This is a genomic window from Pseudomonas sp. 05N433 (assembly GCF_056396925.1).
The window spans coordinates 16,266-40,198 of the sequence record NZ_JBFTML010000049.1 but is presented as its reverse complement, the minus strand read 5'-3'; the positions used below and the strand labels follow the sequence as shown (position 1 = coordinate 40,198).

Sequence of the window (23,933 nt, the reverse complement as noted above, 5' to 3'; positions counted from 1 at the left end):
TTGCTGGCGATAGCGCCCTCACTGACGCCATCGCCAGCAAGCCGGCTCCTACAAAAGCAGTACCCCAACACATTCGAGATTAAGAAGACCAGCATGCGCACATTGACGATTGAACCGCTGACCAAAGAAGCCTTCGCCCCTTTCGGTGACGTGATCGAAACCGACGGCAGCGATCACTTCATGATCAACAACGGTTCGACCATGCGCTTCCACAAACTGGCGACGGTGGAAACCGCCACGCCAGAGGACAAGGCGATCATCAGCATCTTCCGCGCCGACGCGCAGGACATGCCGCTGACGGTACGCATGCTGGAGCGCCATCCGCTGGGCAGTCAGGCGTTCATTCCGCTGCTCGGCAACCCCTTTCTGATCGTGGTCGCGCCACTTGGCGATGCACCTGTATCAGGCTTGGTCCGCGCCTTCGTCACCAACGGCAGGCAGGGCATTAATTACCATCGCGGCGTCTGGCACCACCCGGTGCTGACGATCGAAAAGCGGGATGACTTCCTGGTGGTTGATCGCAGTGGCACAGGCAATAACTGCGATGAGCATTTTTTCCAAGAGGATGAGTGTTTGATCCTCGCCCCCCACCAATAAGAGAAGGTCTGATCACTCGACAACAAGGGTGACAGGCGAGAGGTAAAGACTGTGGAAGCACATCTGTTGGAATGGCTGAACCTGAGCGTGCGCTGGGTTCACATGATCACTGGCGTGGCCTGGATCGGCGCGTCGTTCTATTTCGTCTGGCTGGAAAACAACCTCAATCGGGTCAACCCGAAAAACGGCCTGGCGGGCGATTTGTGGGCAATCCATGGCGGCGGTATCTACCACCTGGAAAAATACAAACTGGCTCCACCGACCATGCCGGACAACCTGCACTGGTTCAAATGGGAAGCCTATTTCACTTGGTTGTCGGGGATCGCGCTGCTGTGCGTGGTGTTCTACTCCAACCCGACGCTGTACCTGCTGGCACCGGGCAGCACCCTGAGCGGCCCTGAAGGCGTGGCCATCGGCCTCGGCTCGTTGTTCATCAGCTGGTTCATCTACTCCTTCCTCTGCGACTCGGCCCTGGGCAAACGCCCTGCCCTGCTCGGCTTTATTCTGTTCGTGCTGATCATCGGCGCCGCCTACGGTTTCAGCAAAGTGTTCAGCGGTCGTGGCGCGTACCTGCACGTCGGCGCGATCATCGGCACCATCATGGTCGGCAACGTGTTCCGCATCATCATGCCGGCCCAGCGCGCACTGGTGGCGGCGATCGCCGAAAACCGCACGCCCGATCCGGCGCTGCCGGCCAAAGGTTTGCTGCGTTCGCGGCACAACAACTACTTCACCTTGCCGGTGCTGTTCATCATGATCAGCAACCACTTCCCGAGCACCTACGGCAGCCAATACAACTGGCTGATCCTGGCCGGGATCGCGGTGCTGGCGGTGTTGGTGCGTCACTACTTCAACACCCGTCACGACAGCCACAAATTCGCCTGGACCCTGCCCGTTGCGGCGGTCGGCATGATTTGCCTGGCCTACGTGACCGGCCCGGCGCCGATGTCCAGCGCACCTGAAGTGGCCAAGGCTCCTGGGACCATCGAGTACCAGCCGCTGCCGGAAACCGCCCTCGGCGGTGGTGCCAAACCTGAAGCGGCGAAACCTGATGCGCCTGCCGCTGCACCGGCCCAAGCCTCGAATCAGGGCCCGACGTTCGACAAGGTTCACAGCGTCATTCAGGAACGTTGTGCGGTCTGTCACTCGGCCAAACCCACCAGCCCGCTGTTCAGTGCCGCACCGGCCGGCGTGATGTTCGATACGCCAGAACAGATCCGCCAAAACGCTGCCCGCATCCAGGCTCAAGCGGTCACCAGCCAGATCATGCCACTGGGCAACATCACCCAGATGACCCAGCAGGAACGTGACCTGATCGGCGCGTGGATTGTTCAGGGAGCTCCGACCCATTAATCGTTGAAAAGCTTCGCGGGCAAGTCGGATCGCCGCCCGCTCGCTCCTACAAGGTCAACACAATCCCTGTAGGAGCGAGGCTTGCCCGCGAACGGCCGCACTGCGGTCCCCCTGATACAAAAATCACAAGAATAAAAAAGATCCGAGGTGTTGCATGTCCGAGCTATCCGAAGCGCGCATCCCCGACGCACCCGCCATTCAACGTTTACCCCTTGTGCAACTGATTCTGGTCGGTCTGCAACACGTTCTGCTGATGTACGGCGGCGCCATTGCAGTGCCGCTGATCATCGGGCAGGCCGCCGGCCTGAACCGTGAAGAAATCGCCTTCCTGATCAACGCCGACCTGCTGGTAGCCGGCATTGCCACCATCGTCCAGTCGCTGGGCATCGGCCCGATGGGCATCCGCATGCCGGTGATGATGGGCGCCAGTTTCGCCGCGGTCGGCAGCATGGTGGCCATGGCCGGCATGCCCGGCATCGGCCTGCAAGGGATTTTCGGCGCGACCATTGCCGCCGGTTTCTTCGGCATGCTCATCGCACCGTTCATGTCCAAGGTCGTGCGCTTCTTCCCGCCGCTGGTGACCGGCACTGTCATCACCTCGATCGGTTTATCGCTGTTCCCCGTAGCCGTGAACTGGGCCGGTGGCGGTGCTGGCGCAGCCCAATTCGGTTCGCCTGTCTACCTGGCCATCGCCGCACTGGTGTTGGCCACCATTCTGCTGGTCCACCGCTTCATGCGCGGATTCTGGGTCAACATCTCGGTGCTGATCGGCATGTGCCTGGGTTACGCGATTTGCGGCGTGATCGGCATGGTCGACCTCAGCGGCATGGACCAGGCGCCGTGGCTGCAAATCGTCACCCCGCTGCATTTCGGCATGCCGAAATTCGAGCTCGCACCGATTCTGTCCATGTGCCTGGTGGTGGTAATCATCTTCGTCGAGTCCACCGGGATGTTCCTCGCGCTGGGCAAAATCACCGGCCAGGACGTCACGCCGCGGATGCTGCGTCGCGGCTTGCTGTGCGATGCCGGTGCTTCGTTTTTCGCCGGTTTCTTCAACACCTTCACCCACTCCTCATTCGCTCAGAACATCGGCCTGGTACAAATGACCGGCGTACGTTGCCGCTCGGTGACCATCGTCGCCGGTGGCTTACTGATCGTGCTGAGCCTGCTGCCCAAAGCCGCGTTCCTGGTGGCATCGATACCTCCGGCGGTACTCGGCGGCGCGGCGATTGCGATGTTCGGCATGGTCGCCGCCACCGGGATCAAGATTCTCCAGGAGGCCGACATCGGTGACCGGCGCAACCAGTTGCTGGTGGCGGTGAGTATCGGCATGGGGCTGATCCCGGTGGTGCGCCCGGAATTCTTCGCCCATCTGCCGATGTGGATGAGCCCGATCACCCACAGCGGCATCGCCATGGCCACGCTTAGCGCCCTGGCATTGAACCTGTTGTTCAACATCCTCGGCGGTCACGAACGCGCAGCCGTCAACGACTGCCACGCCCACACGCACTGACACAGTACAAAGCACACACCCTGTGGCGAGTTCCCACAGGGGTGGCTGCCTGCACCTCAAACAATAAAAACAAGAGGGAGCAACAGATGATTCGTACCCAGACAAGTCTGTCGTTCAGCAATGCCCCACACCTGTCGCCAGTGCTCTGTTGCGGGGCACTTGAGACCTGGCCAAGGAGTCAGTATTCTCCGCGGCCGCCCGAATCCGGTCTAAAAAAAAGCCCGGATTTAATTCCTGACCGGAAAGCCAACTTACCCCGGCTCCGGGCAGTATCAAGGCTTCCCGAAAAGACGCTCAATCGACTGTTTTAGAACAGCCGAACGGGCATTTTTTGGCTTTTTGAAAGCCTTGGCTCAGCTCTTGCTAACAGCACCAAAGCTGACCGAATGGATGATTTTTTACAGCAGCAAGAAAAGGCGCCACACCAGAGCGCCGACCTTAGAAAAATAACGTGGAACCACCTACTTTTTGGGAGCAACCGAATGAAACGTACGTGCACCAGTCTGATGCTCGCGGGATCCTTGCTGGCCGGGGGCCAGGCCATGGCCGGCGACTTGCTGCAATGGCAGAACAACAGCCTGACCTACCTCTATGGCAAGGACTTCCAGGTCAACCCGCGCATTCAGCAAACGGTCACTTTCGAGCACGCCGATGCATGGAAATACGGCGACAACTTCATGTTCGTCGACAAGATTTTCTACAACGGCAAGGACGACCCCGGCGTCGGTTCGAACACCTACTACGGCGAAATCAGCCCGCGCTTGTCGTTTGGCAAAATCTTCGACCAGAAACTGGAGTTCGGCCCGGTCAAGGACGTGCTGCTGGCCATGACGTACGAGTTCGGTGAAGGCGATACCGAGTCTTACCTGATCGGTCCGGGTTTCGACCTGGCGATTCCTGGTTTCGACTACTTCCAGCTGAACTTCTACCAGCGTCACACCGAAGGCAGCCGCCCGGGTGACAACGTCTGGCAGATCACCCCGGTCTGGTCCTACACCATTCCGGTGGGCGATTCGAACATCCTGATCGATGGCTTCATGGACTGGGTGGTCGACAACGACAAGAACAGCAAAGGCACCTACCACGCCAACCTGCACTTCAACCCGCAGATCAAATACGACTTGGGCAAAGCGCTGAACATTGGCGAGAAGCAGTTGTATGTGGGTGTCGAGTACGACTATTGGTCGGACAAGTACGGGATCAGGGACAGTCAGTACTTCAAGACCGATCAGAGCAACACGAGCTTGCTGGTGAAGTTCCACTTCTGATCGTAAAAGCTTCGCGGGCAAGGCTTGCCCGCGATTGCCACACCACAAACCTCAAGCCGGAACCGCAGGCTCCACCAACCCCAGAAACCGGCACAGCTCATCGCGCTTGGCCAACGCATCGCGCCGCCCCAGATCAATCAATTCGCTGCAATACCCCGCCTCGAACAGCAGATAACTCAGCACCCCTGCCCCGCTGGTCTTGGTCGCCCCCGGCCCGCGTAAAAACAGACGCAAGGCTGCCGGCAGTTCCTGGCGATGCCGCGCGGCAATTTCATCGATCGGCTGACTCGGTGAAATCACCAACACATCCACTGGCGCCGCTCCCAATGCACGACTCGAGATGCCATCGGGCAGCAGATGGCTGAACTGGTTCAGACGCTGCAACAACTCGATGTCACTTTCCAGGCTGTCAATGAACGTACTGTTGAGCAGGTGCCCACCGACTTGCGCCAGGGTCGGCTGCTGACCGGTGTAGGCACGTTGCAGCGGCTGTTGCGGATCGATCCCGCGCGGGTTGCCGCTGACGCCCACCACCAGCACGCGACTGGCGCCCAGGTGCAGGGCCGGGCTGATCGGTGCCGATTGACGCACCGCGCCATCGCCGAAATATTCTTCGCCGATTTTTACCGGTGCGAACAGCAATGGAATCGCGGAACTGGCGAGCAGATGGTCGACAGTCAGTTGGGTCGGCACGCCGACTCGCCGATGGCGCAACCAGGATTCGATGGTGCCGCCGCCCTGATAAAACGTGACGGCCTGGCCGGACTCGTAGCCGAACGCTGTAACCGCTACGGCCCGCAATTGCTTTTGCGCAATCGCTTCAGCAATCCCGGGCATGTGCAGTTTGTGATTAAGCAAGCGGCGCAGCGGCGAACTGTTAAGCAGGGCCACCGGCACCGGCGAGCCAATGCCCATCAGGTTGTGACTGACAAAACGGGCGGCCTGATGAATCACCCCCGGCCAATCGCTGCGTAATACCAGATGGCTGCGAAAACCTTGCCAGAAGGCCGTCAGACGCTCGATCGCACTCCGAAAATCCATCGCCCCACTGGCCAGGCTGACCGCATTGATCGCACCGGCCGAGGTGCCGACGATCACCGGAAACGGATTCGTCGCCCCCATCGGCAGCAGCTCGGCAATCGCTGCCAGCACGCCTACTTGATAGGCCGCACGAGCCCCACCGCCGGAAAGAATCAACCCTGTAACCGGTTCAGCAGGACTCATTGCAACACTCCATGGTGCTTAAAGGGATCGGTGACTCAACCGCGTTTGGCGTACAGTTTCGGCTCGCCCGGTGGGCGGCTCTTGAAGCGGCGATGCGCCCAGAGATATTGCTCCGGACATTCGCGCAACGCACCCTCCACCCATTGGTTGATCCGAATGCAATCGGCCTCTTCCGTCTCGCCGGGAAAGCCTTCGAGCGGGGCATGAATCACCAGTCGATAACCGCTGCCGTCAGCCAGGCGCTCCTGGGTGAACGGCACTACCAGCGCTTTGCCCAAGCGTGCGAATTTGCTGGTGGCGGTGACAGTCGCCGCCTGAATCCCGAACAGCGGCACGAAGATACTTTGCTTGGCGCCATAGTCCTGATCCGGTGCGTACCAGATCGCTCTCCCTGCGCGCAGCAGTTTGAGCATGCCACGCACGTCGTCGCGCTCCACCGCCAGCGAGTCGAGGTTATGCCGCTCGCGGCCTCGGCGCTGGATGAAGTCGAACAGCGGATTCTTGTGTTCGCGGTACATGCCATCGATGGTGTGTTGCTGACCGAGCAACGCTGCGCCGATCTCCAGCGTAGTGAAGTGCACAGCCATCAGAATCACGCCCTTGCCTTGCGCCTGAGCCTGTTTCAAATACTCCAGGCCTTCGACATGGGCCAGTTTCGCCAGACGCTTGCGCGACCACCACCAGCTCATGGCCATCTCGAAGAAGGCGATGCCGGTGGACGCGAAGTTTTCCTTGAGCAGRCGTTTGCGCTCGGCAGCGAATTTTTCAGGGAAACACAGCTCAAGATTGCGCTTGGCAATGCGCCGTCGGTCGCCGGCCACTCGGTACATCAATGCGCCCAGGGCGCGACCGATCGCCAGTAACGCCGGATACGGCAACTGCACAATCAGCCACAACAGCCCCAGGCCACACCACAGCGGCCAGAAACGCGGAGAAAGAAATGCTGTTCGAAATCGCGGGCGTTCCATTAAAGGTTCCGGAAAGTTAATGGCCGCGCATTCTACATCGTTCGACCCGGCTTGCGGCCTGCGGGCGTTCTCGTTATAAGTCTCGGCACTTTTAGTGACAAGCCGTTGTATGCCGACCATGAGCCAAACCGAACCGCTAGACCAAGATCCCGTGTTCCAGTTGAAGGGCAGCATGCTGGCCATTACGGTGCTGGAACTGGCCCGTAACGACCTCGAGAACCTTGATCGGCAACTGGCCGCCAAGGTCGCCCAGGCGCCCAACTTCTTCAGTAACGCGCCGCTGGTACTGGCCCTGGACAAACTCCCGGCCAGCGAAGGCTCGGTCGACCTGCCGGGATTGATGCGCATCTGCCGCCAGCATGGCCTGCGCACCCTGGCGATCCGTGCCAGCCGCATTGAAGACATCGCCGCCGCCATTGCGGTGGATCTGCCAGTGCTGCCGCCGTCCGGCGCGCGGGAACGCCCGCTCGACCCGCTCGAAGGCGTCGTAGCGAAAAAACCGGAAAAACCACCGGAGCCGACCATCAAACCGACGAAAATCATCACGTCGCCAGTACGTGGTGGCCAGCAGATTTATGCCCAGGGCAGCGATCTGGTGGTGATTTCGTCGGTCAGCCCGGGGGCGGAACTTCTCGCCGACGGCAACATCCATGTATACGGCGCAATGCGCGGTCGTGTGCTGGCCGGTGTCAAAGGTGATACGAAAGCCAGGATTTTCTGTCAGCAAATGACCGCTGAACTGGTCTCCATCGCCGGTCACTACAAGGTTTCCGAGGACCTGCGCCGCGATCCATTGTGGGGCGCCGGAGTACAAGTCAGCCTGTCGGGTGACGTGTTGAACATCATTCGGCTTTAACGGATACTGCCGCATTTTCCAAGCATCTCTAAAACGTAGCGAAACCGGCTCAAACGAAGTAGGAAAAAGGCTAAAAGCAGTGTTTACCGGGGGTAGATACCGCTCAAAACCGGATTCCAGCCAAGGCTGTCCGACTGCAGTAGTTTTTCAAGAGATGTTTTTCAGGGGCTAAACGTCCTTTTTCCTTAGGGGTAAAACACCTTGGCCAAGATTCTCGTGGTTACATCCGGCAAGGGTGGTGTGGGTAAGACCACCACCAGCGCCGCTATCGGTACCGGCCTCGCTCTGCGTGGTCACAAAACAGTTATCGTCGACTTCGACGTCGGCTTGCGTAACCTCGACCTGATCATGGGTTGCGAGCGCCGCGTGGTGTATGACTTCGTCAACGTGGTGAACGGCGAAGCCAACCTGCAACAGGCCCTGATCAAAGACAAGCGCCTGGAAAACCTCTACGTGCTGGCCGCCAGTCAGACCCGCGATAAAGACGCGCTGACCCAGGAAGGCGTAGAAAAAGTCCTGATGCAGTTGAAAGAAGACTTCGAATTCGTGGTCTGCGACTCCCCGGCCGGTATCGAGAAAGGTGCCCACCTGGCCATGTACTTCGCTGACGAAGCGATCGTCGTGACCAACCCGGAAGTCTCCTCCGTACGTGACTCGGACCGCATGCTTGGCCTGCTGGCCAGCAAGTCCCGTCGCGCCGAAAACGGCGAAGACCCGATCAAGGAACACCTGTTGCTGACCCGCTACAACCCTACGCGCGTCGTCAACGGCGAAATGCTCGGCGTCGAAGACGTCAAGGAAATCCTCGCGGTGACCCTGCTGGGCGTGATTCCGGAATCGCAAGCCGTCCTCAAGGCCTCCAACCAGGGCGTGCCGGTGATTCTCGACGACCAGAGCGACGCCGGCCAGGCGTACAGCGATGCTGTCGATCGTCTGTTGGGCAAGACCGTGGACCATCGTTTCCTCGATGTCGAGAAGAAGGGATTCTTCGAGCGACTTTTTGGAGGTAGGTAATGAACCTTTTTGACTTCTTTCGTGCCAACAAAAAGCCCAGTACCGCCTCGGTAGCGAAAGAGCGTCTACAGATCATCGTGGCGCATGAACGCGGCCAACGCAGTACGCCGGACTACTTGCCAGCCTTGCAGAAGGAACTGGTGGAAGTGATCCGCAAGTACGTCAATATCGGGTCCGATGACGTGCACGTCGCTCTGGAAAACCAGGGCAGCTGCTCGATTCTGGAACTCAATATCACCCTGCCCGATCGCTGAGTCGATCCGGCGGGAGCCACGGCGGCTCAGGGCCCTTCCATGACTGGAGGGGGCCTGAGTCGCCGTTGGCGTTTGTTACGAGGCTGTTTTAATGCCGTTGTCCAACATCCGCATCATCTATCAGGACGCCGCCGTACTGGTGGTGGATAAACCGACCCTGTTGCTCTCCGTCCCCGGACGGGCTGATGACAACAAGGACTGCCTGATTACGCGCCTGCAAGAATACGGCTACCCGGAAGCGCGAATTGTCCATCGGCTGGACTGGGAAACCTCCGGCATCATTCTGCTGGCCCGTGACCCGGACACTCATCGCGAGCTGTCTCGGCAATTTCACGACCGCGAAACCGAAAAGGCCTACACCGCCCTGTGCTGGGGACAACCGGAACTGGACAGTGGCAGCATCGATTTGCCCCTGCGCTACGATCCGCCGACCAAGCCACGGCATGTGGTGGACCACGAATTCGGCAAGCACGCCCTGACTTTCTGGCGTGTACTGGAGCGTTGTGGCGACTGGTGCCGCGTCGAGCTGACGCCAATCACCGGCCGTTCTCACCAGTTGCGCGTGCACATGCTCTCCATCGGCCACCCGCTGCTGGGTGACGGGCTCTATGCCCATCCGCAAGCCCTGGCTGCCTGGCCACGCCTGTGCCTGCACGCGAGCATGCTGAGCTTCACTCATCCGCAAAGCGGCGAACGCCTGCGCTTCGAGTGCCCGGCGCCGTTCTAACGGCGGTGCCCAGGCTTCGGTGTCGAGGGAGCTGTTGTGGCGAGGGAGCTTGCTCCCGCTGGAGTGCGGAGCACTCCCAAAACCAGCGACCGTATTCTGTCGGGCACACTGCGCAAGCAGGATTTGCGGCCGCTGCGCCGCCGAGCGGGAGCAAGCTCCCTCGCCACATTAAATCTCACGCGCCGCCAACATCAGGCCCGCCGCACTTTGCGCTTTCAATACGTTAAACTGGCGCCACTGCTGTCTGGAGCTTCTTATGCGCGAAGAGTTGAACCAAGGCCTGATCGACTTCCTCAAGGCCTCCCCTACCCCGTTCCATGCCACCGCCAGCCTTGTCCAACGCCTGGAAGCGGCCGGTTTTGTGCGCCTCGACGAGCGCGAACCATGGACCACCGAAGCCAATGGCCGTTACTACGTCACCCGTAACGACTCTTCGATCGTCGCGTTCAAAATGGGCCGTCATTCGCCCCTGCATGGCGGCATTCGCCTGGTCGGCGCGCACACCGACAGCCCGTGCCTGCGGGTCAAACCCCAGCCGGAACTGCAACGCCAGGGCTTCTGGCAATTGGGCGTCGAAGTCTATGGCGGTGCACTGCTGGCGCCGTGGTTCGACCGCGATCTGTCGTTGGCCGGCCGCGTGACCTTCCGTCGCGATGGTAAGGTCGAGAGCCAGTTGATCGACTTCAAGGCTCCCGTTGCAATCATTCCGAACCTGGCCATTCACCTCAACCGTGAAGCCAACATGGGCTGGGCGATCAATGCCCAGACCGAACTGCCGCCGATTCTCGCGCAATTCGCCGGTGACGAACGCGTGGACTTCCGCGCCGTGCTCACCGATCAGCTGGCCCGCGAACATGGCCTGAATGCCGATGTGGTGCTCGATTACGAGCTGAGCTTCTACGACACCCAAAGCGCCGCGGTCATTGGACTGCATGGCGATTTCATCGCGGGCGCCCGCCTGGACAACCTGTTGTCGTGCTACGCCGGCCTGCAAGCATTGCTGACGACTGAAACCGACGAAACCTGCGTGCTGGTCTGCAACGATCACGAAGAAGTCGGTTCCTGCTCGGCCTGTGGCGCTGACGGTCCGATGCTTGAGCAAACCCTGCGTCGCCTGTTGCCCGAAGGGGATGAATTCGTACGGACCATTCAGAAATCCCTGCTGGTCTCGGCCGACAACGCCCACGGCGTGCACCCGAACTACGCCGACAAGCACGACGCCAACCACGGCCCGAAACTCAATGCCGGCCCGGTAATCAAGGTCAACAGCAACCAGCGCTACGCCACCAACAGCGAAACCGCCGGGTTCTTCCGTCATTTGTGCATGGCCGAAGAAGTACCGGTGCAGAGCTTCGTGGTGCGCAGCGACATGGGCTGCGGCTCGACCATCGGCCCGATCACCGCCAGCCACCTGGGCGTGCGCACCGTGGACATCGGCCTGCCGACATTCGCCATGCACTCGATCCGCGAGCTGTGCGGTAGCCATGACCTGGCACACCTGGTCAAAGTGCTGAGCGCGTTCTACGCCTGCCGCGAGTTGCCATAACCCTTGTAATTAAAAGGCAACTTTTGTGGCGAGGGAGCTTGCTCCCGCTCGGCTGCGAAGCAGTCGTAACTTGGCAAACTCGGTCTGGCTGATTAGCCGATGTTGCTTTGTTTTGGGGCTGCTTCGCAGCCCAACGGGAGCAAGCTCCCTCGCCACAATGATCTTGCGATCCATTCCTGCCACACATCACCAACGCCCGCCCGAAAGCCGCCTAGACTTGCAGTAACCCCTCCGACAAGGCTGTCACCATGATCTCGATGTCTTCGTTTCACGCCATGCTGATCCCGATTCTTTCCGGGATGATCATGTTGGCCATCGGTTTCAACTTTCGCGACAAGAACGCCGGTGTGTTCGCGATGTGGGTCGGCATGCTGATGATCCTCGCCACCGTGATCTACAAGATCCTCGCCAAACTCAACGAATAAATCCTCGCGCCCGGCTCGCATTGATTTTGACGGGCTCGTACACTCGGCCGATTCGCTCATCCGAGGTTGACCGCCTAGTGTTCGCTCGTCTTTTTGCCCTGCCCTGTTTGTTCCTTGTCTGCCTGATGACGCTGCTGCCGCTGACGCCTGCCCAGGCGGCCGGCTTGCCGGGGCTGCTCAGCGGCTCGGCAAAAACCCAGCCCGAAGCGCAAGCTCCACTGGGACAGTCGCTGGACGAAGTCATCAAGTCGCTGGAAAACGATCAGCAACGGACCAAACTCCTGGCGGACCTGAAAAAGCTGCGCGACGTCAGCAAAAAAGCCCAACCCACCACAGAAGAAGGCGTGCTGGGCCTGATCGGCGGCACCCTGGCCAGTTTCGAAAAGCAATTTTCCGGCGCCGACAGCCCCCTCACTCGCTGGTCCGAAGAAGTCAACCTGGCCAAGGATGAACTGGTGGCACTCATGCTGCCGGCCAATGAATGGCTGCCCATCATCTTTGCCTTCGCCATGATCCTGATGGTCTGGAGCCTGCTGGCCGCCGCCCTGATCTGGCTCGGCCACCGGGTGCGCATGCGCTTCGGCCTCACCGAAGAACTGCCGCAACACCCCAAGGCCCTGGACATGCTGCGCTTTGCCTTGCGCAAACTCGGGCCGTGGATGATCGCCCTGGTCATGACGGTTTACATGACCTACGCCCTGCCCTCGTCACTGGGCAAAAGCCTGGCCATGGTGCTGGCTTATGCGCTGGTGGTCGGTACCTGTTTCTCGGCGATCTGCGTCATCGCGTTTTCCCTGCTCGATGGCCCGCATCGTCATCGCGCCCTGTACATCCTGCGGCATCAGGCCTTCCGCCCGTTGTGGCTGATCGGCAGTTTCGCCGCCTTCGGTGAAGCCCTGAACGACCCGCGCCTGATCGCCAGCCTCGGTGAACATCTGGCCCATACGGCGGCGACGTTCGCCAATGTACTGGCGGCGATCTTCACAGGTTTTTTCATTCTGCGTTTCCGCCGGCCCATCGCGCACCTGATCCGCAACCAGCCGCTGTCTCGGCGCCTGACCCGCCGCGCCTTGAGCGACACGATCGAAATCCTCGGGACGTTCTGGTATCTGCCGGCGCTGGTGCTGGTGGGCATCTCACTGTTCGCCACCTTCGTCTCTGCCGGCGACACCAGCACCGCGCTGCGTCAGTCGCTGATCTGCACCGTGCTGCTGGTGTTGTGCATGGTCATCAACGGGCTGGTGCGCCGTCATGCACTCAAGCCACAACGCGGCCCCAAGCGCCATGCGCTGTATTCGGATCGCCTGAAAAGCTTCTTCTACACCCTCGCCCATCTGCTGGTATGGCTGGCGTTCATCGAACTCGGCCTGCGGGTCTGGGGCATGTCGCTGATTCGCTTCACCGAAGGCGAAGGCCATGAAGTCAGCGTCAAACTGTTCAGCCTCGGCGGCACGCTGATTTTTGCCTGGCTGATCTGGATTCTCAGCGACACCGCCGTGCACCACGCCCTAACCCGCTCGCGCAAAGGCCTAGCCAATGCCCGCGCGCAGACGATGATGCCGCTGATCCGCAACGTGCTGTTCGTGGCGATTTTCATCATTGCGCTGATCGTCGCCCTGGCGAACATGGGCATGAACGTCACGCCGCTGCTGGCCGGTGCCGGCGTCATCGGCCTGGCCATCGGTTTCGGCGCGCAATCGCTGGTGGCCGACTTGATCACCGGGCTGTTCATCATCATCGAAGACTCCCTGGCCATCGACGACTACGTGGACGTCGGCGGCCACCTGGGCACGGTCGAAGGCCTGACCATCCGCACCGTGCGCCTGCGGGACATCGACGGCATCGTCCACACCATTCCGTTCAGCGAAATCAAAAGCATCAAGAACTACTCCCGGGAGTTCGGCTACGCGATCTTCCGGGTGGCGGTGCCCTCGAACATGGACATCGACGAGGCGATCAAGCTGATGCGCGACGTCGGCCAGAAAATGCGCACCGACCCGCTGCAACGGCGCAACATCTGGTCGCCGCTGGAGATCCAGGGGGTCGAAAGTTTCGAGTCAGGCAATGCGATTCTTCGCGCCCGCTTCAAGACCGCGCCGATCAAGCAGTGGGAAGTGTCCCGGGCATTCAATTTATCGCTGAAGCGGCATCTGGATGAGGCCGGGCTGGATCTGGCGACACCGCGCATGAGCATTCAGGTGATCACCCCCGGTGGCGAACAATCTGCGTAGGTGGGATTCAAACCACATCCACCCCGACATGAATCGCATCATGGCGCCAAAACTCCAGGTCACAATCGATCAGCCGCTGGTGCTGATCGTAGTTGACCCGGGCAATCCGCAACCCCGGGCTGCCCACCGATACCCGTAAAGCCGCCGCGGCGTCCACCGACAGCGCGGTCGGTACGATCTCGAAGCGCACCCGCCCGTAGTGCAAGTCGTAATGCCGCGCATACAGTTCGGTCATCGACTGATTCAGATCGAAATCCAGGATCCCCGGAAAATACTGCGGGTTCAGGTAGTGCTCCACATACAGCACCAATCGCCCGTCAATCCGTCGCGAGCGGCAGATCTGGATCACGCTCGACAGCGCCGGCAACTGGAGCCAGGCACATACCGCCGCTGACGCCGGTTGCAAACGCGCGGAAATCACCTCGGTGGACGGCACCCGCCCCTGGGCGCTGACCATCGCGTGAAAGTGGCTGCGTTGCATCAGGTTATAAGCCAGCCGTGGTGGCGACACGAACCAGCCGCGCCGCTCCTCGCGATAAATCTGGCCCTGGGCCTCCAACTGCAACAACGCCTCACGCACGGTAATCCGCGTGGTACCGAACAACTCACTGAGCTTGCGCTCGGCCGGCAACTTGCTCCCGGGCGCCAACAGCCCGTGGTCGAGCTGTTCTTGCAGAACCTGCCCGATCGCTGTCACCGCTTTGGTTGTCTCGATGCGCATCAACGTTACCTATCTGGACTAGACCAGCACTGATTCAGGGCAGAACCGCGATTGAAACCGGGCTCCATCAATTGCCTGCAAGCCTAGGCACTGCAGATGACTGACAGATGACAAAGCCGCCGAACGGTTGCTTCAGACACCTGCAATTTCATGGCCAAGTCCCTTTCATATCAGCCCTTTAGCCATGGTCTACGCTTATCTCGCACCCCGCGTATCCGAGCGCAGGAAATTCAGGCCGACCGGTCGTCGACATCAAAATGTCATCCAGGACGCCTAAATTGGCTCAGGTATTGCTGACCTAGACCAACACAACCGCAATCGCAGCGTTGAAAACGCCCAAAGGAGCTTCGGATGAAACAGTTTTTCCTGGCATCACTGTTAGGCTCGACCATTGCCCTGTGCACTGCCGCCATGGCGGCGGATACCGATCTRAAAACACTCGAAGCCGCTGCGAAAGCGGAAGGCGCCGTCAACAGCGTCGGCATGCCCGATGACTGGGCCAACTGGAAAGGCACTTGGGAAGACCTGGCCAAGAAATACGGCCTGAAACACATCGACACCGACATGAGCTCGGCCCAGGAAATCGCCAAGTTCGCTGCCGAAAAAGACAACGCCACAGCCGACATCGGCGACGTCGGTGCCGCCTTCGGCCCGATCGCGGTCAAGCAGGGCGTGGTGCAACCTTACAAGCCAAGTACTTGGGCACAGGTTCCGGACTGGGCCAAGGACAAGGACGGTAACTGGGCACTGGCCTACACCGGCTCCATCGCGTTCATCATCAATAAAAAGCTGCTGCACGGTTCCGAAGCACCGACCAAATGGGCCGACCTCAAGAGCGGCAAGTACAAAGTCTCCATCGGTGACGTAAGCACCGCAGCCCAGGCCGCCAACGGCGTACTGGCCGCCGCCCTCGCCAATGGCGGTGACGAGAAAAACATTCAGCCAGCCCTGTTGCTGTTCGCAGACATCGCCAAGCAAGGCCGCCTGTCCATGGCCAACCCGACGATCGCCACCATGGAAAAGGGTGAAATCGAAGTCGGCGTGGTCTGGGACTTCAACGGCCTGAGCTACAAGGCCAAGATGGCGAATCCGGATGACTACACCGTGCTGATTCCATCCGATGGCTCGGTGATTTCCGGCTACACCACCATCATCAACAAATACGCCAAGCACCCGAACGCCGCCAAACTGGCCCGCGAATACATCTTCAGCGACGCTGGCCAGATCAACCTGGCAAAAGGCAACGCCCGTCCAATTCGCGCCGAGCATTTGACTCTGCCGGAAGAGGTCAAGGCCAAACTGCTGCCTAACGAGCAGTACAAAAAGGTCACGCCGATCAAAGACGCCGACGCGTGGGAAAAGACCTCCAAGTCGCTGCCGCAGAAGTGGCAGGAAGAAGTCATCATCAATATGCCGTAAACCTGTAGATCCCCCATTTGGATATCTGATGGAGATCCAAATGGGGGAGCGGGCCTGTGGCGAGGGGGCTTGCCCCCGTTCGAGTGCGCAGCGCTCGTAGATACTGGGTCCGCTGCGCGGCCCAACGGGGCGATGCGGCGGTCCGACAAGCCCCCTCGCCACACAAGCCCGCTCCCACAAGGGATTTGTTGCGTACTTGAATCATCTGTTTTTGCGGAGTCCCCCCCATGAAGCACAACGTCATCCTTGTCGTGCTCGACGGCCTCAATTACGAAGTCGCGCGCCACGCCATGGGGCATCTGCAGGCTTACGTTGGCGCAGGACGCGCGGCGCTCTACAAACTGGAATGTGCACTGCCGGCTCTGTCCCGACCGCTTTACGAATGCATCCTGACCGGCGTTGCGCCGATCGACAGCGGCATCGTTCACAACAACGTCTCACGCCTGTCCAACCAGCGCAGCATCTACCATTACGCCACCGACGCCGGCCTGAAAACCGCCGCCGCGGCCTATCACTGGGTCAGCGAGTTGTATAACCGTTCGCCGTTCGTGGCTGCCCGGGACCGTCACACCGACGACCCGAAACTGCCGATCCAGCACGGTCACTTCTACTGGAACGACCACTACCCGGACTCGCACCTGTTCGCCGACGCGGAAAACCTGCGCCTGCGCCACGCGCCGAACTTTCTGTTGGTCCACCCCATGAACATCGACGACGCCGGGCACAAGCACGGCCTCGACACCCCGCAATACCGCAACAGCGCCCGCTCGGCGGACGTCATCCTCGCCGACTACCTGCAAGGCTGGCTCGACGCCGGATACCAAGTGCTGGTGACTGCCGACCACGGCATGAACAACGACCGCTCGCACAACGGCCTGCTGCCTGAAGAACGCGAAGTGCCGCTGTTCGTCCTCGGCGACGCCTTCAGCTTCAACCAAGGCGCTGCACCGAAACAAACCGAACTGTGCGGCACCGTCTGCGAACTGCTGGGCGTGCCCCACGACAAACCTGTGTGCCGGGAGCTGCTCAAGTGAATGCCATGACCCGCGGTAAATGGCTGGCCGCTCTGTGCCTGGTGCCCTTCGCGATTTTCTTCTTCGTGTTCGAGATCGCCCCGCTGCTCTGGGTGATGATCAACAGCCTGCAATCGGAAGAGTTCGGTTGGGGCCTGGCCAACTTCAGCAAAATATTCAATTCGAAGTTCTATTTGCAGGCGATCCAATACAGCCTTGAGATCAGTTTCTGGTCCAGCGTATTCGGCATCGTCATTGCCGTACTCGGCGCCTACTCCCTGCGCCGGGTCGACTCGAAACTGCGCAACTTCGTGAATGCCTTCGCTAACATGACCAGCAACTTCGCCGGTGTGCCCCTGGCCTTCGCGTTCATCATCTTGCTGGGGTTCAACGGCACCTTCACCATCATGCTGAAACAGACCGGAATCATTCAGGATTTCAACCTGTACTCGAAAACCGGGCTGATCATTCTCTACACCTACTTCCAGATTCCCCTGGGCGTGCTGTTGCTCTACCCGGCCTTCGATGCCCTGCGCGAAGACTGGCGTGAGTCCGCCGCCTTGCTCGGGGCCAACGGCTGGCAATTCTGGCGACACATCGGTCTGCCGGTGCTGACCCCGGCACTGCTGGGCACATTCGTGATTCTGCTGGCCAACGCCCTTGGCGCCTACGCCACGGTCTACGCGCTGACCACCGGCAACTTCAACGTGTTGCCGATCCGTATCGCGGCGATGGTGTCCGGCGACATTTCCCTCGACCCGAACCTCGCCAGCGCCTTGGCCGTGGTGCTGGTGGCGTTGATGACCCTGGTGACCATCGTGCATCAGCTGCTGTTGAAGAGGAGCTACCATGTCTCGCGCTGAACTGGGGCCCGTCGGTGTCTACCACCGGGTCATCGTGTATTTGCTGTTTGCCATTCTGTTATTGCCGCTGCTCGGAACCTTGATCTACTCGATCGCCAGCAGTTGGTCGGCGACGATTATGCCCAGCGGCTTTACCTTCAAGTGGTACATCCAGCTGTGGAGTGATCCGCGCTTTCTCGACGCATTCGGTCAGTCGTTGCTGGTTTGTATCGGCTCGCTGATTCTGTCGGTGGTGCTGATCCTGCCACTGCTGTTCGTGGTGCATTACCACTTCCCTAAGCTCGACGCGCTGATGAACATCCTGATCCTGCTGCCCTTCGCGGTGCCGCCGGTGGTGTCGTCGGTGGGGCTGTTGCAGCTCTACGGTTCGGGGCCGTTCGCGATGGTGGGTACGCCGTGGATTCTGATCGGTTGCTACTTCACCGTGGCGCTGCCGTTCATGTACCGGGCGATCACCAACAACCTGCAAGCGATCAACCTGCGCGACCTGATGGACGCCGCGCAACTGCTCGGCGCCAGCACTTGGCAAGCAGCCTTCCTGGTGGTGTTGCCGAACCTGCGCAAGGGGCTGATGGTCGCGTTGCTGCTGTCCTTCTCGTTCCTGTTCGGTGAGTTCGTGTTCGCCAACATCCTCGTCGGCACCCGCTACGAAACCCTGCAGGTCTACCTCAACAACATGCGCAACAGCAGCGGCCACTTCACCAGCGCGCTGGTGATTTCCTACTTCTTCTTTGTGCTGGTTCTGACCTGGGTGGCCAATATCTTGAACAAGGACAAAAGCGAATGAGCTATGTAAGCGTCCAACATCTTCAGAAAGATTACTCAGGCACCACCGTCTTCAGCGACATCAACTGCGAAATCAGGAAAGGCGAATTCGTCACCCTGCTCGGCCCGTCCGGTTGCGGCAAGTCCACGCTGCTGCGCTGCATCGCCGGCCTGACCTCGGTGGACGGTGGCCAGATTCTGCTGGAGGGTCACGACCTCGTCCCACTGAGCCCGCAGAAACGCGGAATCGGCATGGTGTTCCAGAGTTATGCGCTGTTCCCGAACATGACCGTGGAGCAGAACATCGCCTTCGGTTTGCGCATGCAGAAGGTCAACGCCGACGACAGCCAAAAACGCATCGCCGAAGTGCTGAGACTGGTAGAGCTCAATGACTTCGCCGCACGCTACCCGCATCAACTGTCCGGTGGCCAGTGCCAGCGTGTCGCCCTCGCTCGCTCGTTGGTGACCCGGCCTCGCCTGTTGTTGCTGGATGAGCCGCTGTCGGCGCTCGATGCGCGGATTCGCAAGCACTTGCGCGAACAGATCCGTCAGATCCAGCGCGAACTCGGCCTGACCACGATCTTCGTCACGCACGATCAGGAAGAAGCCCTGACCATGTCTGACCGAATCTTCCTGATGAATCAGGGAAAGATCGTACAGAGTGGCGATGCCGAAACCCTCTACACCGCGCCCGTCGACGTGTTCGCCGCAGGCTTCATCGGCAACTACAACCTGCTGGACGCCGACAGTGCCAGCAAATTGTTGCAGCGGCCGATCACCCACCGCATCGCGATTCGCCCGGAGGCCATCGAGCTGAGCCTGAACGGCGAACTCGACGCGCAGGTGCGCAGCCACAGCCTGTTGGGCAACGTGATTCGCTATCGGGTGGAAGCTCGGGGGGTGGAATTGGTGGTGGATGTGCTGAACCGCTCGGCGTCCGATCTGCATCCCGATGGTCAGCGCCTGGCACTTTCCATCGATCCGACAGCCCTGTGTGAGGTAGCCTGATGACCTTGCTGATGTTGAAGAGAGAACCGTACTGATGGCCCTGGCAATTTTTGATCTGGACGAAACCCTGATCCACGGCGACTGCGCCTCGCTATGGAGCGAACAGATGGCCCGCCTCGGCTGGGTCGATGGCGAATCCTTCCTGCGTCGTGACAAGGAATTGATGGATGCCTACGGCAGGGGCCACTTGGCGATGGAAGACTACATGGCCTTCAGCCTGGAGCCGTTGATCGGTCGCACGCCGCAAGAGCTCGAGCACTTGGTGGCACCTTGGGTGGAAGATTTTATCGAGCCAATCATCTTCAGCGACGCCACCAAAGCCATCGCCGCCCACCGCAAGGCCGGCGACCGGATTCTGGTGATCTCGGCCTCAGGCACGCATTTGGTCAAGCCGATTGCCGACCGTCTGGGCATCGACGAGATTCTCGGCATCGAGCTGGAAGTGGCGCACGGGGTGTACAGCGGCAACACGGTGGGCACCCTGACCTACCGCGAAGGCAAGATCACCCGCTTGCTGGAATGGCTGGACGCCGAAGAGGAAAACCTCGAAGGCGCGAGTTTCTATTCCGATTCACGCAACGATCTGCCGCTGCTGCTGAAGGTGGATTTCCCGCATGTGGTGAATCCGGATCCGGTGTTGCTCGAACACGCCGAAAAAGCCGGCTGGCCGATCCATATCTGGAAGTAATCCGGGTCCCCTGTGGCGAGGGAGCTTGCTCCCGCTGGGCCGCGAAGCGGCCCTGAAATCAGTCACTGTGGCTAGCCAGGTAAAACCGGTTTTCAGGTTTTGCGGCTGCTTCGCAACCGAGCGGGAGCAAGCTCCCTCGCCACAAAGGCACTCACAGGTTCATGTTGTCAGGTCAGGCTGTCGTCAATCACCAGCACCAGCTTGCCCGACACCTGATTGGTCGCCAGCTCCGCAAACGCCGCTTCGGCGTCCTCGATCGCAAACGTCCTGGCCAGTTGCGGGCTCAAACGCCCTTCGGCAAACAGAGGCCAGACGTGCTGGCTGAGATCGCTGAACAAATCGGCCTTGAACTGCTCGTCGCGATTGCGCAGGGTCGAACCCAGCAGTTGCACGCGCTTGGCCAGCACCTGCGCCAGATCCAGCTGCGCTTCACGACCGCCCATCAAACCGATCAACACCCAACGGCCATCACGAGCCAGCAGCTTGAGGTTCAAAGCCGCGTAGTTGCCACCCACCGGATCCAGGATCACATCGAACGGCCCCAGATCGTTCAGGCGGTCCAGATCCTTGTTGCGCACCACTCCACCCTGGGCACCCAGCGCTTCACAGTAGGCCAGACGATCCTCGGAGCCGACGCTGACCCAGCACGGGTTACCAAACGCCTTGCACAGCTGAATGGCAGCTGAACCGATTCCACTTGCTCCGGCATGCAGAAGAACTTTCTCACCCGGTTTGAGCGAAGCCAATAGAAACAAATTCAGCCAGACGGTCGCATACACTTCCGGCAACGCCGCGGCCTCGGCCAGGGACAATCCTTCGGGAGCCGGCAACACATGCCGTCCGTCGACAACTACCTCTTCGGCCATCCCACCCCCGGCCAGCAAGGCGCAAACCCGATCTCCGACCTGCCAGGACGAGCCCGGACCGACCTCGCTGATCACCCCCGAACACTCAAGACCCAGTGCTTGACTGGCTCCCGGCGGCGGCGGATACAGGCCCGCTTTCTGTAACAAATCGGCTCGATTGAGTCCCGCTGCCGCCACTCGGATACGAACTTGTCCTACATCGCACGTAGGACTCGGCTCCTCAACCCACTCCACTCGCCCCTCAACGCCTTGCAATGCTTTCACAGTGCCTCCATAGTGAGTCTGGACTGAGCCCGAAGCTATAGCGCCGGGCTTTCTTGCATTATGCGACCGGCCCTTGTGGGAACCGGCGACTTCAAAGACGGCCTAATATGCGTGATCAATTGTCCCCGCGTCGAATCAGCATGAAGCATTTTTTCCCCAGCACCGCCCTCGCTCTTGTCATTGGTCTCGGTCTTTTGCCGATGTCGAGCAATTCGTTCGCAGCCAACAGCTGGGACAAGCTTCAGCCCGATCGCGACGAAGTCATCGCCAGTCTGAACGTCGTCGAATTGCTCAAGCGTCACCATTACAGCAAGCCGCCGCTCGACGATGCGCGCTCCGCGATCATCTACGACAGCTACCTCAAGCTGCTGGATCCATCGCGCAGCTACTTCATGGCCAGTGACATTGCCGAATTCGACAAATGGAAAACCCAGTTTGACGACTTCCTCAAGAGCGGCGACCTGAACGCCGGGTTCACCATCTACAAGCGCTACCTGGATCGCGTCAAGGCGCGTCTGGACTTTGCCCTTGCCGAGCTGAACAAGGGCGTCGACAAGATCGACTTCACCACCAAGGAAACCTTGCTGGTCGACCGCAAGGATGCCCCTTGGCTCAAGACCACCGCCGAGCTCGACGACCTGTGGCGCAAACGCGTCAAGGACGAAGTGCTGCGGATGAAGATCTCTGGCAAAGAGCCGAAGCAGATTCAGGAAACCCTGACCAAGCGTTACAAGAATCAGCTGGTGCGTCTGGACCAGACCCGCGCGGAAGATATCTTCCAGGCGTACATCAACACCTTCGCCATGTCGTACGACCCGCATACCAACTATCTGTCGCCGGATAACGCGGAGAACTTCGACATCAACATGAGCCTGTCCCTGGAGGGCATTGGCGCCGTGTTGCAGAGCGATAACGATCAAGTCAAAGTCGTGCGCCTGGTGCCTGCCGGCCCGGCCGACAAGACCAAGCAGGTCGCTCCGGCCGACAAGATCATCGGCGTGGCCCAGGGCAACAAAGAGATGGTCGACGTGGTCGGCTGGCGCCTGGACGAGGTGGTCAAACTGATTCGTGGGCCGAAAGGCACCGTGGTGCGCCTGGAAGTGATTCCGGCCAGCAATGCGCCGAATGACCAGACCAGCAAGATCGTGCCGATCACCCGCGAAGCGGTGAAGCTTGAAGATCAGGCGGTGAAGAAGTCGATCCTCAGCCTCAAGCAGGATGGCAAGGACTACAAGCTCGGCGTCATCGAGATCCCGGCCTTCTACCTGGACTTCAAGGCCTTCCGTGCCGGCGATCCGGATTACAAGAGCACCACCCGCGACGTCAAGAAGCTGCTGACCGAACTGCAGAAAGACAAGGTCGACGGCGTGGTCATCGACCTGCGTAACAACGGCGGCGGTTCCCTGCAGGAAGCCACCGAACTGACCAGCTTGTTCATCGACAAAGGTCCGACCGTGCTGGTGCGTAACGCCGACGGCCGGGTCGATGTACTGGAAGATGAAAACCCGGGCGCGTTCTACAAAGGCCCGATGGCGCTGCTGGTCAACCGTTTGTCCGCCTCGGCGTCGGAGATCTTCGCCGGTGCGATGCAGGACTACCACCGTGCACTGATCATCGGCGGCCAGACCTTCGGCAAAGGCACCGTGCAAACCATTCAGCCGCTGAACCATGGCGAACTGAAACTGACCCTGGCCAAGTTCTACCGGGTTTCCGGCCAGAGCACCCAGCATCAGGGCGTACTGCCGGACATCGATTACCCGTCGATCATCGACACCAAGGAAATCGGCGAAAGCGCCCTGCCGGAAGCCATGCCGTGGGACACCATCCGTGCGGCCATCAAGCCGGCGGTCGACCCGTTCAAACCGTACATCACGCAGCTCAAGTCCGAGCATGATATGCGCTCGGCCAAAGACGCGGAGTTCGTGTTCATCCGCGACAAACTGGCCCTGGCCCAGAAGCTGATGGCCGAAAAAACCGTCAGCCTCAATGAAGCCGACCGTCGTGCACAACACGCCGATATCGAAGCCAAGCAACTGGCCATGGAAAACATCCGTCGCAAGGCCAAGGGTGAAGAGCCGCTCAAAGAGCTGAAGAAAGAAGACGAAGATGCCATCGCGGCCGAGCCAGACAAGACCAAGCCAGAAGACGACGCCTACCTGAGCGAGACCGGGCGGATTCTGCTGGATTACTTGAAACTCAACACTGCGGTCGCCAAGCACTAAGTGCTTACAATCAGGATGATGGCAATTTAGTGCTGACGCTCCCCGGAGTGTCATCAAATAGACATCATTCTGTCGTGAAATAAAGGACTGGGAGCTTTGCGCTCCCAGTCCTTTTTTTATCGCCAGAG

22 protein-coding genes are annotated in these 23,933 nt (G+C 59.9%); 18 read left to right on the top strand and 4 right to left on the bottom strand.

Annotated elements, in window-relative coordinates:
• Positions 1–93: 93 nt before the first annotated feature.
• The 4 genes from AC1DIS_RS23065 to AC1DIS_RS23050 all read left to right on the top strand — a co-directional run bounded on the left by AC1DIS_RS23065 (position 94) and on the right by AC1DIS_RS23050 (position 4,731).
• Complete coding sequence (locus AC1DIS_RS23065) at positions 94–597, top strand: ureidoglycolate lyase (RefSeq protein ID WP_018925187.1); 504 nt, start codon at positions 94–96, stop codon at positions 595–597.
• Between the two features lie 51 nt (positions 598–648).
• Positions 649–1,950: a urate hydroxylase PuuD gene (locus tag AC1DIS_RS23060; protein ID WP_477743813.1), complete on the top strand. Its 1,302-nt coding sequence runs from the start codon at positions 649–651 to the stop codon at positions 1,948–1,950.
• A 154-nt stretch (positions 1,951–2,104) separates the two neighbouring features.
• Positions 2,105–3,463 carry a nucleobase:cation symporter-2 family protein gene (locus AC1DIS_RS23055; RefSeq protein WP_018925185.1) on the top strand — a complete coding sequence of 453 codons (1,359 nt, stop codon included), beginning with the start codon at positions 2,105–2,107 and terminating at the stop codon, positions 3,461–3,463.
• A 482-nt stretch (positions 3,464–3,945) separates the two neighbouring features.
• On the top strand, positions 3,946–4,731 hold the full coding sequence (locus tag AC1DIS_RS23050) for an outer membrane protein OmpK (RefSeq protein WP_018925184.1): 786 nt from the start codon (positions 3,946–3,948) through the stop codon (positions 4,729–4,731).
• Positions 4,732–4,782: 51 nt separating this feature from the next.
• On the opposite strand, the gene AC1DIS_RS23045 is transcribed toward AC1DIS_RS23050, so the two are convergent.
• Positions 4,783–5,955 carry a patatin-like phospholipase family protein gene (locus AC1DIS_RS23045; protein ID WP_111454643.1) on the bottom strand — a complete coding sequence of 391 codons (1,173 nt, stop codon included), beginning with the start codon at positions 5,953–5,955 and terminating at the stop codon, positions 4,783–4,785.
• Between the two features lie 35 nt (positions 5,956–5,990).
• The gene (locus AC1DIS_RS23040; RefSeq protein ID WP_477743815.1) at positions 5,991–6,923 is read right to left on the bottom strand and encodes a lipid A biosynthesis lauroyl acyltransferase; all 933 of its coding nucleotides are present in this window, start codon (positions 6,921–6,923) and stop codon (positions 5,991–5,993) included.
• Positions 6,924–7,041: 118 nt separating this feature from the next.
• On the opposite strand from AC1DIS_RS23040, the gene minC reads away from it, so the two are divergent.
• The 7 genes from minC (at position 7,042) to AC1DIS_RS23005 (ending at position 13,976) form a co-directional block, all read left to right on the top strand.
• Entirely contained in the window at positions 7,042–7,779 is a 738-nt protein-coding gene (gene minC, locus AC1DIS_RS23035) for a septum site-determining protein MinC (protein WP_026331736.1), read from the top strand.
• A gap of 201 nt (positions 7,780–7,980) precedes the next feature.
• Complete coding sequence (gene minD, locus AC1DIS_RS23030) at positions 7,981–8,793, top strand: septum site-determining protein MinD (protein ID WP_007940844.1); 813 nt, start codon at positions 7,981–7,983, stop codon at positions 8,791–8,793.
• The gene (minE, locus tag AC1DIS_RS23025) at positions 8,793–9,047 is read left to right on the top strand and encodes a cell division topological specificity factor MinE (protein ID WP_007940845.1); all 255 of its coding nucleotides are present in this window, start codon (positions 8,793–8,795) and stop codon (positions 9,045–9,047) included. The genes minD and minE overlap by 1 nt, the downstream gene beginning before the upstream one ends.
• A 91-nt stretch (positions 9,048–9,138) precedes the next feature.
• Entirely contained in the window at positions 9,139–9,774 is a 636-nt protein-coding gene (locus tag AC1DIS_RS23020; RefSeq protein WP_477781096.1) for an RluA family pseudouridine synthase, read from the top strand.
• A gap of 256 nt (positions 9,775–10,030) precedes the next feature.
• Positions 10,031–11,320 (top strand): M18 family aminopeptidase, encoded by a 1,290-nt coding sequence (locus AC1DIS_RS23015; protein WP_018925179.1) that lies wholly within the window; start codon positions 10,031–10,033, stop codon positions 11,318–11,320.
• Positions 11,321–11,568: 248 nt separating this feature from the next.
• Complete coding sequence (locus AC1DIS_RS23010; RefSeq protein ID WP_008005668.1) at positions 11,569–11,745, top strand: hypothetical protein; 177 nt, start codon at positions 11,569–11,571, stop codon at positions 11,743–11,745.
• A gap of 77 nt (positions 11,746–11,822) precedes the next feature.
• Complete coding sequence (locus AC1DIS_RS23005; protein WP_064619274.1) at positions 11,823–13,976, top strand: mechanosensitive ion channel family protein; 2,154 nt, start codon at positions 11,823–11,825, stop codon at positions 13,974–13,976.
• A gap of 7 nt (positions 13,977–13,983) precedes the next feature.
• Here AC1DIS_RS23005 and AC1DIS_RS23000 read toward each other — a convergent pair whose 3' ends face one another.
• Entirely contained in the window at positions 13,984–14,697 is a 714-nt protein-coding gene (locus tag AC1DIS_RS23000; protein WP_007940851.1) for a UTRA domain-containing protein, read from the bottom strand.
• A 351-nt stretch (positions 14,698–15,048) separates the two neighbouring features.
• Here AC1DIS_RS23000 and AC1DIS_RS22995 point away from each other — a divergent pair, with 351 nt between their 5' ends.
• The 6 genes from AC1DIS_RS22995 to AC1DIS_RS22970 all read left to right on the top strand — a co-directional run bounded on the left by AC1DIS_RS22995 (position 15,049) and on the right by AC1DIS_RS22970 (position 20,453).
• Positions 15,049–16,116 (top strand): ABC transporter substrate-binding protein, encoded by a 1,068-nt coding sequence (locus tag AC1DIS_RS22995; protein ID WP_018925177.1) that lies wholly within the window; start codon positions 15,049–15,051, stop codon positions 16,114–16,116.
• 227 nt (positions 16,117–16,343) lie between these two features.
• Positions 16,344–17,150 (top strand): alkaline phosphatase family protein, encoded by an 807-nt coding sequence (locus AC1DIS_RS22990; protein WP_018925176.1) that lies wholly within the window; start codon positions 16,344–16,346, stop codon positions 17,148–17,150.
• 5 nt (positions 17,151–17,155) lie between these two features.
• Positions 17,156–17,992: an ABC transporter permease gene (locus AC1DIS_RS22985; RefSeq protein ID WP_477745531.1), complete on the top strand. Its 837-nt coding sequence runs from the start codon at positions 17,156–17,158 to the stop codon at positions 17,990–17,992.
• On the top strand, positions 17,979–18,779 hold the full coding sequence (locus AC1DIS_RS22980; protein ID WP_018925174.1) for an ABC transporter permease: 801 nt from the start codon (positions 17,979–17,981) through the stop codon (positions 18,777–18,779). The genes AC1DIS_RS22985 and AC1DIS_RS22980 overlap by 14 nt, the downstream gene beginning before the upstream one ends.
• Complete coding sequence (locus tag AC1DIS_RS22975; RefSeq protein ID WP_477743816.1) at positions 18,776–19,765, top strand: ABC transporter ATP-binding protein; 990 nt, start codon at positions 18,776–18,778, stop codon at positions 19,763–19,765. The genes AC1DIS_RS22980 and AC1DIS_RS22975 overlap by 4 nt, the downstream gene beginning before the upstream one ends.
• 34 nt (positions 19,766–19,799) lie before the next feature.
• The gene (locus AC1DIS_RS22970) at positions 19,800–20,453 is read left to right on the top strand and encodes an HAD family hydrolase (RefSeq protein ID WP_018925173.1); all 654 of its coding nucleotides are present in this window, start codon (positions 19,800–19,802) and stop codon (positions 20,451–20,453) included.
• A gap of 167 nt (positions 20,454–20,620) precedes the next feature.
• Here AC1DIS_RS22970 and AC1DIS_RS22965 read toward each other — a convergent pair whose 3' ends face one another.
• Entirely contained in the window at positions 20,621–21,583 is a 963-nt protein-coding gene (locus AC1DIS_RS22965) for a zinc-binding dehydrogenase (RefSeq protein WP_477743817.1), read from the bottom strand.
• A gap of 140 nt (positions 21,584–21,723) precedes the next feature.
• Between AC1DIS_RS22965 and AC1DIS_RS22960 the strand changes: the two genes are divergently transcribed.
• Complete coding sequence (locus tag AC1DIS_RS22960) at positions 21,724–23,805, top strand: carboxy terminal-processing peptidase (RefSeq protein ID WP_167331168.1); 2,082 nt, start codon at positions 21,724–21,726, stop codon at positions 23,803–23,805.
• Positions 23,806–23,933: the final 128 nt, after the last annotated feature.